9 protein-coding genes are annotated in these 11680 nt (G+C 60.3%); 3 read left to right on the top strand and 6 right to left on the bottom strand.

The features are described 5' to 3' along the window. Window positions 1–28: 28 nt before the first annotated feature. On the bottom strand, window positions 29–2350 hold the full coding sequence (locus CAF80_RS05020) for a TonB-dependent siderophore receptor (RefSeq protein WP_085666912.1): 2322 nt from the start codon (window positions 2348–2350) through the stop codon (window positions 29–31). Between the two features lie 207 nt (window positions 2351–2557). On the opposite strand from CAF80_RS05020, the gene CAF80_RS05015 reads away from it, so the two are divergent. Continuing rightward, complete coding sequence (locus CAF80_RS05015) at window positions 2558–3238, top strand: Fe2+-dependent dioxygenase (RefSeq protein ID WP_039769208.1); 681 nt, start codon at window positions 2558–2560, stop codon at window positions 3236–3238. Beyond that, window positions 3239–3997 carry a tetratricopeptide repeat protein gene (locus CAF80_RS05010; protein ID WP_256578093.1) on the top strand — a complete coding sequence of 253 codons (759 nt, stop codon included), beginning with the start codon at window positions 3239–3241 and terminating at the stop codon, window positions 3995–3997. Between the two features lie 60 nt (window positions 3998–4057). Here the strand turns inward: CAF80_RS05010 and CAF80_RS05005 are convergent, their stop codons facing one another. From CAF80_RS05005 to CAF80_RS04985, 5 genes are all read right to left on the bottom strand, one after another. Then, window positions 4058–5221 (bottom strand): type III PLP-dependent enzyme, encoded by a 1164-nt coding sequence (locus tag CAF80_RS05005; RefSeq protein WP_007953693.1) that lies wholly within the window; start codon window positions 5219–5221, stop codon window positions 4058–4060. A gap of 858 nt (window positions 5222–6079) precedes the next feature. Further along, window positions 6080–7234: a betaine/proline/choline family ABC transporter ATP-binding protein gene (locus CAF80_RS05000; RefSeq protein WP_039769215.1), complete on the bottom strand. Its 1155-nt coding sequence runs from the start codon at window positions 7232–7234 to the stop codon at window positions 6080–6082. Beyond that, window positions 7231–7884: an ABC transporter permease gene (locus tag CAF80_RS04995; protein WP_007953690.1), complete on the bottom strand. Its 654-nt coding sequence runs from the start codon at window positions 7882–7884 to the stop codon at window positions 7231–7233. Before CAF80_RS04995 ends, CAF80_RS05000 begins: the two co-directional genes overlap by 4 nt. Before the next feature lie 13 nt (window positions 7885–7897). After that, complete coding sequence (locus CAF80_RS04990) at window positions 7898–8791, bottom strand: glycine betaine ABC transporter substrate-binding protein (protein ID WP_085666911.1); 894 nt, start codon at window positions 8789–8791, stop codon at window positions 7898–7900. A 20-nt stretch (window positions 8792–8811) separates the two neighbouring features. Further along, window positions 8812–9501 carry an ABC transporter permease gene (locus CAF80_RS04985; RefSeq protein ID WP_170844896.1) on the bottom strand — a complete coding sequence of 230 codons (690 nt, stop codon included), beginning with the start codon at window positions 9499–9501 and terminating at the stop codon, window positions 8812–8814. A 355-nt stretch (window positions 9502–9856) separates the two neighbouring features. Between CAF80_RS04985 and CAF80_RS04980 the strand changes: the two genes are divergently transcribed. Next, entirely contained in the window at window positions 9857–11440 is a 1584-nt protein-coding gene (locus CAF80_RS04980) for a peptide chain release factor 3 (RefSeq protein ID WP_011332431.1), read from the top strand. The last annotated feature ends 240 nt before the right edge of the window (window positions 11441–11680 follow it).

Genomic DNA, 11680 nt, shown 5'->3' with positions numbered 1-11680 from the left:
GAACGGGGCTCGGTACTTCCCGCTTCGATCAGAAGTGGAAGTTGGTGCTCAGCAATGCCGTACGGCCCGCCGCCTGATTGGCGAAGTGGGTCGAGAAGGCCTTGTCGTAGTAGGTCTCGTTGGTCAGGTTCTGCACGTTCAGTTGCAGGTCGACGTTCTTGCTCAGCTTGTACGCCGCCATCGCGTCGTAGCGAACGTAGGAATCGACCATGGTGGTGTTGGCCACGTTGCCGAATACGTCATCCACATAGAACGCACCGCCACCGATGGTCAGCTTCGGCGTGACCTGGTAAGTGGTCCACAGGCTGGCGCTGTTCTTCGGCGTGTTGGGCAACTCGTTACCGTTGTTGGCCTTGTTGGCCGGCAGGTCACCACCGTCCACCTGTTCGCTGTCCATGTAGGCGTAGCCGGCGAACACTTGCCACTTGTCGGTGATCTTGCCGCTGGCGGACAACTCGATACCTTGTACACGAGTCTTGCCGGCGTTTTCGTACGAGGTGGTATCGACCTGGACACGCGCGTTTTCTTTCTCGGTGCGGAAGATGTCGGCGGTCAGCGACAGGCGATCGTTCAGCAGATCCCACTTGGTACCGACTTCGTAGTTCTTGGTGGTTTCCGGCTCCATGTCGCTCTTGAGCAGGTTGCCGTTGCGATCCGGCGTGCCGCCCAGCGGGTTGCCTTCCTGACCTTCACCCAGGGTATTGCCCGGCGGAGTGGCCGAGGTGGCGTAGGACGCATAGATGCTGCCGTTCTCTGCCGGTTTGTAGACGACGCCGAACTGGCCGGTGACGAACTCGCTGGTGTCCGAACCCTTGGAGGTGGTGCGGCCAGCGTTGGTGTACGTCTTGTAGCCGGTTTCGAAGTGGTCGTAGCGCAGGCCCATGTTTACCAGCCATTGCTCGGACAGCTCCAGGGTGTCGAACGCATACAGTGCGTAGGTATCGGACTGGGTGTCGGTGCCGGCGTAGTTGCGCGAAATGGCGCCGTTCCACGGATCGTTCGGCGTCGGGTTCGACAGCGAGGTGCAGTTGTAGCCGCTGGCGGCGCCGATCAGACCCGGGTTGCAGTTGGTGGTCACGGCCGAGGTGCGCGGCGTGGTGTCGGTGTTGACGTTGTACGAGGATTTGCTGCTTTCCTCACGGGTGTACTCGACACCGGTGGAGAAGCTGTTCTTGAAGCCGGCAACGTAGAAGTTGCCGAACAGATCGGTCTGGTTGGTGGTGGTCTCGGTGTTGCTCACACGAGTGTTCGCACGACGCCAGACGCTGCCGTTGTTCACGTTGCCCTTGCTGTCGTCCGGCTGGGTCAGGATGTAATCCTGCATGCTGGTGCCGTGACGCAGGGTGTTCTTGATCGTCAGCGAGTCGCTCAGGTCATGCTCGATGGCGAAGGTCGCGGTGTCGGTGCGGCCCTTGCGGAAGTCGCGGTCCAGACCGTAGAAATTGCTGTGATCGCCGCCGGCGTACGGCTTGTCCGGGCTGGACTTGGTGCGCGCCGCCGAGCCGCCGGCCGGGATGGTGTAAGGGATGCCCGAATCCGGCGTGTCGTTGCTTTCGAGATGGTAGTAATCGAGGTTGACGCGAGTGTCGGTGCCCAGGCCGAAGGCCAGGGACGGCGCGATGCCCCAGCGGTCGTAGTCGACCTTGTCGCGACCGGCGACGTTGCTCTCGTGGCTCATCAGGTTCAGACGGCCGGCAGCGGTGTCGCTGAACTGGTAGTTGCCATCCATGGTGTAGCGCTGGGTCTGGTCGGAGCCCCAGGTGAAGCCACCGTCGAACGAGTTGCCCAAGTGGGCTTTCTTGCTCACCAGGTTGATGCTGCCGCCGGCTGCGCCGCGACCGCCGATGGCGGAGTTCGGGCCCTTGCTGACTTCGATGTTTTCCACGGCGAAGATTTCGCGGCTCTGGGAGCCGGTGTCGCGCACGCCGTCGAGGTAGGTGTCGCCCTGGGCGTCGAAACCACGGATGAACGGACGGTCGCCCTGCGGGTTGCCGCCTTCACCGGCACCGAAGGTGATGCCCGGTACGGTGCGCAGCGCATCCTGCATGTTCAGGGCGCCGGTGTCTTTCAGCACTTGTTGCGGGATAACGGTGACCGAACGCGGGGTATCAACCAGCGGCGCGGTGTACTTGGGCGAGGAGGCTTTCTCGACCTGGTAGGAGGTCGAGTCCTGGGCTTCGCCGGTGATGGCGGTGGCGTCCAGGGCGATGGCATTGCCGGTGGCTTTGCTGTCGGTTTTTTCGGCGGCGAACACCATGTGGCCTGCGGAGCCGGCGGTGATCGCCACGCCGATGGCGGAAGCGAGCAGACGTGGTGAACTGACCGGTACTTGTGCTGGTTGACGTGCCATTTTTATTCCCCTCCCCAAGGATTTGAGGCGGCGGAATATAGGGTAAACAGGTATTCGTATCAATTGCGAAACATTACTATTCGCGACAAATTTACATTCTTTACAATTTAACCTTACGGTTTTTGCCAGTTCATTCGTCTAGCGGGTTTTACACAGTCAATAAGAATCAATACCATTGGCATCCTTTTGCCATCTGGTGACGTCGCCATGCTCCTGCACATCCCCGCGCTGTTCGAGAAAGACGAAGTGCAGCGCATTCGCGAGGCGCTGGAACAAGCGGACTGGGCCGATGGCAAGATCACCGCCGGCTATCAATCGGCCAAGGCCAAGCACAATCTGCAACTGCCCGAAGGCCATCCGCTGGCCAAGGAAATCGGCGCGGCGATGCTCGAACGCCTGTGGAAAAACCCGCTGTTCATGTCGGCCGCGCTGCCGCACAAAGTGTTCCCGCCGTTACTCAACTGCTACACGGCGGGTGGCAGTTTCGATTTTCACATCGACAATGCCGTACGCCAGCCCAAGGGCAGCATCGAACGGGTACGCACTGATCTGTCGGCCACGCTGTTCTTCAGCGAACCCGAGGACTACGACGGCGGCGAGCTGGAAATCCAGGACACCTTCGGCACCCAGCGGGTAAAACTGCCCGCCGGCGATATGGTGCTGTACCCCGGCACCAGCCTGCACAAGGTCAACGCGGTGACTCGCGGTGCGCGCTATGCCTCGTTCTTCTGGACTCAAAGCCTGGTGCGCGAGGACAGCCAACGCGCGTTGCTGTTCGAGATGGACGGTGCGATCCAGCAGCTTACCCAGGACATGCCCGATCACCCTTCGCTGATCCGCCTCACCGGCACCTATCACAACCTGCTGCGTCGCTGGGTCGAGGTGTAAGTGGCGGACTTTCGTTTGCGCCGCGAGGAAGTCCTCGACGGCGAACGCCTCACGGCCATGCTCGAAGAAAGCCCTGCCCGCGCGGCTCAGGCGATTCTGATCGCGGCGGGTGAGGGCGTGCTGGAAGCGCAGGCGCTGCTTGGGCAGATCCTGCTCGATGGTCACGGGATTGCTCAGGATCAGCCGCTGGCCTTGCGCTGGTTTGAAATCGCCGCAGGGCAAGGTCATCTGATGGCGCGTAACATGCTCGGTCGCTGCCATGAGCACGGATGGGGTTGTGTGGCCGACGCAGCGATTGCCGCCCAGCAATATCGCGTTGCAGCGGATGCCGGGCTGGATTGGGCGATGTATAACCTGGCCAACCTGCTGGCAACCGGGCGCGGTGTTGCGGTCGATCATCTTCAGGCCATGGCGCTGTATCAGCGCGCGGCAGAGTCCGGGCATGCCAAGTCGATGAACCTGCTCGGGCGGTATCTGGAAGAGGGGCAAGTGTGCCCGGCGAATCCGGCAGCGGCCCGTGACTGGTATCGACGTTCGGCCGAAGGCGGGGATTTTCGTGGGCAGTTCAGCTACGCGGCGGTGTTGGCGGCTGAGGGGCGCGTTGATGAGGCGTTGGTCTGGCTGGAGAAAGCTCTGGCCGGCGGCAACCTGAATTTTCTGCGCGTGGCCAGCCAGACGCTGGCGAGCGCAACCGATCCGAGAATCCAGGCGCTGGCGCAGGCCTACACTCACCGTTGCGTCGAGTTACAGGACACCTGAACCGCAGCTACAAAAAAGCCCATGACACGTCATGGGCTTTTTGCATTACGCCAGCATCGCTTACACGTAGAACGATTTCAGCGGCGGGAAGCCGTTGAACTCTACGGCGCTGTAGCTGGTGGTGTACGCACCGGTCGACAGCCAGTACAGGCGATCACCGATCGCCAGGTTCAGCGGCAGGCCGTACTTGTAGTTTTCGTACATGATGTCGGCGCTGTCGCAGGTCGGGCCGGCGATCACGACTTCTTCCATCTCGCCTTTCTTCTCGGTCCAGATCGGGAACTTGATCGCTTCGTCCATGGTTTCGATCAGGCCGGAGAACTTGCCCACATCGGTGTAAACCCAACGCTCGACGGCGGTGCGGGATTTACGCGCAACCAGCACCACTTCGCTGACCAGGATGCCAGCGTTGGCGATCAGCGAACGGCCCGGCTCCAGAATGATTTCCGGCAGGTCATCACCGAAGTCTTCCTTGAGGAAGCGGATGATTTCTTCGGCATAGGTTTCCAGGCTGTTGGTGCGAGTGATGTAGTTGGCCGGGAAGCCACCGCCCATGTTGATCAGCTTCAGGTGGATGCCGTCTTCTTCTTTCAGGCGCTCGAAGATCACTTTGACCTTGGCGATCGCCGCGTCCCAGACGCTGATGTCACGCTGTTGCGAACCGACGTGGAACGAGATGCCGTAAGGCACCAGGCCCAGGTCACGAGCAAGGATCAGCAGGTCCATGGCCATGTCGGTCTGGCAGCCGAATTTGCGCGACAGTGGCCAGTCGGCCGTGGTCGAGCCTTCGGTCAGGATGCGCACATAGACTTTGGCGCCCGGTGCGGCCTTGGCGATGTTGCGCAGGTCGGCTTCCGAGTCGGTGGCGAACAGGCGCACGCCCTTCTCATAGAAGTAGCGAATGTCCTTGGACTTCTTGATGGTGTTGCCGTAGCTGATCTGGTCCGCGCTGACGCCACGGCTCAGCACTTTGTCCAGCTCATAGATCGAGGCGATGTCGAAGCTCGAACCTTTCTCTTTGAGCAGATCGATGATCTCGACGGCCGGGTTGGCCTTGACCGCGTAGTAGACCTTGGCGAATTCGAAACCGGCGCGCAGGTCATCGTAGGCCTGGGCGATCATCGCGGTGTCGATCACCACGAACGGGGTTTCCTGTTTGTCGGCGAACGCCTTCATTTTCTGAAAGGTTTCGCGCGCGAAATAGTCTTCGACCTGGATCGACATGCTGGGAACTCTCCTACTGGCAAACAAAGTTAATCAATGGGTGCGAGGGTGTGTCATCAATGAATTCGCGAGTGCGTTGTGCCTGAGCGCGTGCCAGGCAAGGCGCAGGCCGCAGCTAATGGTTGCTCCCTTCGCAAGGCCTGCAACGCAGCATGGCGCGCGCTCAGGCACAACCCGAAGGGCCGGGCCTGCTTTTGCGCAGGGCTGCGTTGCTCGTCCCTTATTTGGAACAACCAAACTGCGGGCCTCGCGCCTTGCCCTGCGCAAAAGCATGCCCGGCGCACTCGTGAATTCATTGATGACACACCCTCCTGAACGTCCTCCGTATCCCCACTTTGGTTCGCCTACTTCCCAAGGCATGTCGCCGAAAGCAAAAAGGCCATGGGAAATGGAGCTTTCTTTCCCTTGGCCTTGCTGTCTCGTCGTCAGTACTTGAGCCGGATGGATCGTTTCCAGCATGGACGTTCGGCGCGAACTTTAGGGCGTGAGGGGCCTGAGATCAACTAAAAATGTCGCGTTTTTGCACGCTTCTGACGTACGTCGCGGATATCACTCTTTGTACCCGACCGAGATGACGGCCAGATGTTCCGCAATAATTTTCAGGTGTTAAAAATACCTGCACGTTCGACGCTGATGTGTGCCAAGTCTCAGATAAGTGCGTTCACTTCAACATCGGCGACGTTGGCGGCGAGAAGGGGAGGTGCGAGGGAAGTTGCTGGTTGAGGCAGAGATCTTCGGGCGGGTTCAACCTTCTGACGTGTTGATATTTCTTGCCGGCTCATAGTCGGCAAAATAATCACGGCTTTCAGATTCCGGCGGTCGAAAAAAAGGGCTGTCGAACAGCCCTTTTGCATTTGATCAGGCCACCGCTTCGGCCGGTGACACGATATTGGTCTTCATTCCGCGCGAACGGCCCGAACTCAGGTAAGCCGCAATCGACTCCTGGGTGACCTCGCCAAGGAACACACGCTCGGCATCCATCACTGGCAGCCATGAGCGATTGAACTCGTACATGCGCGACAACAGAATGCGCAAATGCTCGTCGTAGGCAGCGGTGGCGTTGAACTCGCGCAGGAACTGCGCACAGGTGCCGGTCTGACGGTGCAGGTCGCGACGGCGCACATAACCCAGAGCCTTGTTCTCCGCGTCAGTGACGACGACATAACGACGGTCATGCTCGTCCATCAACTCCAGCGCATCGGCCACCGGGGTTTCCGGGCTCACCGACGGCGCGTTGTCCGCGGCGTCTTCGGCTTTGACCAGCAGCAGACGTTTGAGGGTGCTGTCCTGACCGACGAAGTTGCTGACAAAGTCGTCCGCCGGATGAGCGAGCAGGGTGTCCGGATGATCGATCTGCAGCAACTTGCCGGCGCGGAAAATCGCGATCTTGTCGCCGAGCTTGATCGCTTCGTCGATGTCATGGCTGACCATGATCACGGTCTTGTTCAGCGCGCGCTGCATCTCGAAGAATTCGTTCTGGATCATCTCGCGGTTGATCGGGTCCACCGCGCCGAACGGTTCGTCCATCAGCAGCAGCGGTGCATCCGCCGCCAGCGCACGGATCACGCCGATCCGTTGCTGCTGGCCACCGGACAGTTCGCGCGGGTAGCGATGCAGATACTGCTTGGGTTCAAGCTTGATCATGCTCATCAGTTCGCGGGCGCGGTCGTGGCATTTCTGTTTGTCCCAGCCGAGCAGTTTCGGCACCACGACAATGTTCTCTTCGATGGTCATGTTCGGGAACAGACCGATCTGCTGGATCACGTAGCCGATGTTGCGGCGCAGGGTCACTTCGTCGAGGTCGGTGGTGTCTTCGCCGTTGATCAGGATCTTGCCCGAGGTCGGCTTGATCAGGCGGTTGATCATTTTCAGCGTGGTGCTTTTGCCGCAACCCGATGGCCCGAGGAACACACAGATTTCGCCTTCATTGACGGTCAGGCTTACCGAGTCCACGGCTTTCACATCTTTGCCGTTGCTTTGGAAGGTCTTGCTGAGGTTTTGAAGTTCGATCATTTGAGGAGTCCTTTTGGAGTCAGCGAACGTTGCAGCCACTGCAAAATGAGGTCGGCGAAGATCGCCAGAAGACTGACCAGCAGCGCGCCGACGATGAGCATCGACATGTCGCTGCGGCTGATGGAGGCGAGGATCAGCACGCCGAGGCCGCCGGCGCCGATGGTCGCGGCAATGGTCATCACACCGATGTTCATCACCACGGCAGTGCGTACGCCGGCGAGGATCACCGGCACGGCGATCGGCAACTCGACCATGCGCAGGCGTTGGCCGAAGGTCATGCCGATGCCGCGCGCGGCTTCGCGGATGCCCGGTTCGACACCGGTCAGGGCAAGGTAGGTGTTACGCATGATCGGCAGCAGTGAATAAAGGAACACAGCGGTGATCGCCGGCATCGGGCCGAGGCCCTGGCCGAACTTCGAGTAGAACGGCAGCAGCAGGCCGAACAGGGCAATCGACGGCACGGTCAGCAGCACCGTGGCGCTGGCCTGCAAGGGGCCGGCGAGGCTCGGGAAGCGTGTCATCAGGATGCCCAGCGGCACGCCGATGAGGATTGCCAGGCTGACAGCAATGCCGACCAGTGTGATGTGCTGCCAGGTCAGGTGCATCACCTGCTGCCAGTCGAGGTGGGAAAAGGCGTTCAAAAATTCCATGACTTTTCCTCCTTTAATTCAGTGGATGCTGGCGCAGGAAGTCGGCAGCGACTTTCGACGGGCTCTCGTGATCGACATCGACCCGCGCGTTGAGCTGGCGCATGGTTTCGTCGTCGAACAGCTCGGCCAGCGGCTTGAGTTGCTCGGCCAGTTGCGGATGCGCGTCGAGGTAGGCCTGACGCACGACCGGCGCTGCGGTGTAGTCCGGGAAATAATGCTTGTCGTCTTCCAGCAGCTTCAGGCCGAACGCGTTGAGGCGACCGTCGGTGGTGTAGACCAGACCGGCAAACACCTGACCGTTGCGCAGCGCGGTGTAGACCAGCCCCGCGTCCATCTGCCGGATGTTCTGGCGGGTCAGGTTCATGTCGTAGAGCTTGACCATGCCGTCCAGACCGTCGGAGCGGTTGGCGAACTCGGTGTCCAGCGCCACCAGATGATTGGTTTTGGCTTCAGCGCGCAGCACTTCGTTCAACTGGCTGATGGTGTGAATCTGCGGATATTCCTCGGCCACGGTCTTCGGCAGGGCGAGGGCGTAGGTGTTGCTGAATTTCGACGGTGTCAGCCAGACCAGGCCTTTCTTCGCATCGAGTTCTTTGACCCGGGCGTAGGACTGTTCGCTGTCGAGTTTTTCGGTGACATGGTTGTAGGCCACCAGCGACACGCCGGTGTATTCCCAAAGCATGTCCAACTGTCCGGTTTCGTGGGCGCTGCGGGCCAGGTTGCTGCCCAGACCGCCGGTGATCTGCGCGTCGTAGCCTTTGCTGCGCAGGTATTGCGCGGTGATTTCCGCGAGCAGGGTCTGCTCGGTGAATACCCGGGCGCCAAGGCGGATCACTGGTTTGTCAGCGGCTTGGGCGATGCCTGTGAAGAGCAGCACGCAGCCCAGAATCAAACTAAGTCTTTTCATAAATATTCCTTCGCAAAGCCTCAAGACGGGCGCAAACCGCGTTCCAGCCAGAGACGGCTGGCGAGGGTGACCACGCCATCGAGCAGCAGGGCCAGCAGCGCGGTGCACGCGGCGCCGAGCAGCAGTTGCGGCTGATTGTTCAGGGCGATGCCGGGGAAGATCAGGCTGCCGAGGCTGTTGGCGCCGATCAGGAAGGCCAGCGGCGCGGTACCGACATTGATCGCCAGCGCCACCCGCACACCGCCGACGATGATCGGCACGGCGTTGGGCAACTCGACTTTCCACAGCACCTGGCGCGGGGTCATGCCGATGCCGACAGCGGCCTCTTTCAGCGAGCCCTGGACGTTTTTCAGGCCTTCGTAGGTGTTGCGCACAATCGGCAACAGCGAGGCGAGGAACAGGGCGAAGATCGCCGGACCGCTGCCGATGCCGAGAATCCCCAGGGCAATCGCCAGCACGGCCAGCGGCGGCACGGTGTTGCCGATGTTGAAGATCTGCATGAAGCGTTCAGCGCGGCCGACCATGGTCGGGCGGCTCAGGAAGATGCCGGCGGGGAGGCCCACGATCAGGGCGGCCAGCATTGAGGCGAGGACGAGAATCAGATGAGCTTGCAGGTAAAACAACAAATCGTCGCGGTAGTGTTCGATCGTGTTGATGCCGATCCAGTGGACCAGCAGGGCCAGGAGCGCGATCACCACCGCACCTCCCATCAGCCCTTTGCCATAGCGGATAGCCACAGGCGGACTCCTTTTTTTAGTCGGCGACCGCTGCTCCGTGTGGCATGCCATGCCTGGCTGCCGGAGTCAGTGTTCGCGAGAAGCAGCTTTTTTTCAGTCCGGCAAAAGCGGTCTGAAAGCGAGCCATGAGCGCAGCCTCGTCAGGCTAACTTGCTGATTTTTCAGCCCCTGACGAATTGTCGTAACAGGGGATGGACGTCTCCGTGCTTTAAAAGGTTCCCATCCGAGGCAGCATTTGGCCACCCTTAATGTGCTCAACGGTTCGGTTATTGAATCGAGTTGGGCTATAATCGCCGCCCTTTTTTGAATCACCGCCAGGCGATTTCCCATGACCAGACAGGCCGCCGAAGTCGCGAAACGCCGCACTTTCGCCATTATTTCCCACCCCGATGCCGGTAAAACCACCATCACCGAAAAGCTCTTGCTGATGGGCAAGGCGATTGCCGTGGCCGGTACGGTGAAATCCCGTAAATCCGACCGCCACGCGACATCCGACTGGATGGAGATGGAAAAGCAGCGGGGCATCTCGATCACCACGTCGGTCATGCAGTTCCCGTATCGCGAACACATGATCAACCTGCTCGACACCCCGGGCCACGAAGACTTCTCCGAAGACACCTACCGCACCCTGACTGCGGTGGACTCGGCCTTGATGGTTCTCGACGGCGGTAAAGGTGTAGAGCCACGGACCATCGCGCTGATGGACGTCTGCCGTCTGCGTGACACGCCTATCGTCAGCTTCATCAACAAACTCGACCGTGACATCCGCGACCCGATCGAACTGCTCGACGAGATCGAAGCCGTCCTGAAGATCAAGGCTGCGCCGATCACCTGGCCGATCGGTTGCTACCGCGACTTCAAGGGCGTGTACCACCTGGCGGACGACTACATCATTGTCTACACCGCCGGTCACGGTCACGAACGCACCGAAACCAAGATCATCGAGAAGCTCGACTCCGACGAAGCCCGCGCACACCTGGGCGATGAGTACGAGCGTTTCCTCGAACAGCTGGAACTGGTGCAGGGCGCCTGCCACGAGTTCAACCAGCAGGAGTTCCTCGACGGTCAACTGACCCCGGTGTTCTTCGGTACTGCACTGGGCAACTTCGGTGTCGACCACGTACTCGACGCCGTGGTCGACTGGGCCCCGCGCCCGCTGCCACGCGTAGCCAACGAGCGCACCGTGGAGCCGGTGGAAGAGAAGTTCTCGGGCTTCATCTTCAAGATCCAGGCGAACATGGACCCGAAACACCGCGACCGTATCGCCTTCATGCGTATCTGCTCCGGCAAGTACGAGAAAGGCATGAAGATGCGTCATGTGCGTACCGGCAAGGACGTGCGCATCGGCGACGCCCTGACGTTCTTCTCCTCCGAGCGTGAACAGCTGGAAGAAGCGTACGCCGGCGACATCATCGGTCTGCACAACCACGGCACGATCCAGATTGGCGACACCTTCAGCGAAGGCGAAACCCTGGGCTTCACCGGTATCCCGCACTTCGCCCCGGAACTGTTCCGCCGCGTACGCCTGCGCGACCCGCTGAAATCCAAGCAACTGCGCCAGGGCCTGCAACAGCTCGCCGAAGAAGGCGCGACCCAAGTGTTCTTCCCGGAGCGCAGCAACGACATCATCCTCGGCGCCGTCGGTGTGCTGCAGTTCGATGTGGTCGCCAGCCGCCTGAAAGAGGAATACAAGGTCGAGTGCTCCTACGAGCCGATCACCGTGTACTCCGCGCGCTGGATCGAATGCAGCGACAAGAAGAAGCTCGAGGAATTCTCCAACAAGGCCGTGGAAAACCTGGCACTGGACGGCGGCGGTCACCTGACCTACCTCGCGCCGACCCGGGTCAACCTGGCCCTGATGGAAGAGCGCTGGCCGGACGTGAAATTCCGTGCGACGCGTGAGCATCACTAAGCGCTGATTGGCTGCACCCAAAACCCCGTCGCGAAAGCTGCGGGGTTTTTTATTGCCGGAAAATACCTGTGGGGAGCGAGCCAGCTCGCGATAGCGGATGGTCAGCCGAAGTTGGACGGGCTCATCAATCGCCATCGCGAGCAGGCTCGCTCCCCTAGGAGACCTTCCACATTAGATGGATTGGGTATAGGCGTTATTTCCAACCAGTCTCTACAGTCACGGCATTTCCAGCCGCTCCAC

Source organism: Pseudomonas sp. B34(2017) (genome assembly GCF_002112915.1).
Classification (GTDB): domain Bacteria; phylum Pseudomonadota; class Gammaproteobacteria; order Pseudomonadales; family Pseudomonadaceae; genus Aquipseudomonas; species Aquipseudomonas pharyngis.
This window is presented reverse-complemented; position numbering and strand designations above follow the sequence as displayed.

Excerpts from the sequence above, each read along its gene's own strand:
- CAF80_RS04995 (WP_007953690.1), bottom strand. The coding sequence starts at position 7,884 with ATGGAATTTTTGAACGCCTTTTCCCACCTCGACTGGCAGCAGGTGATG.
- CAF80_RS05015 (WP_039769208.1), top strand. The coding sequence starts at position 2,558 with ATGCTCCTGCACATCCCCGCGCTGTTCGAGAAAGACGAAGTGCAGCGC.
- CAF80_RS05000 (WP_039769215.1), bottom strand. The coding sequence starts at position 7,234 with ATGATCGAACTTCAAAACCTCAGCAAGACCTTCCAAAGCAACGGCAAA.
- CAF80_RS05020 (WP_085666912.1), bottom strand. The coding sequence starts at position 2,350 with ATGGCACGTCAACCAGCACAAGTACCGGTCAGTTCACCACGTCTGCTC.
- CAF80_RS04985 (WP_170844896.1), bottom strand. The coding sequence starts at position 9,501 with ATGGGAGGTGCGGTGGTGATCGCGCTCCTGGCCCTGCTGGTCCACTGG.
- CAF80_RS05005 (WP_007953693.1), bottom strand. The coding sequence starts at position 5,221 with ATGTCGATCCAGGTCGAAGACTATTTCGCGCGCGAAACCTTTCAGAAA.
- CAF80_RS04980 (WP_011332431.1), top strand. The coding sequence starts at position 9,857 with ATGACCAGACAGGCCGCCGAAGTCGCGAAACGCCGCACTTTCGCCATT.
- CAF80_RS04990 (WP_085666911.1), bottom strand. The coding sequence starts at position 8,791 with ATGAAAAGACTTAGTTTGATTCTGGGCTGCGTGCTGCTCTTCACAGGC.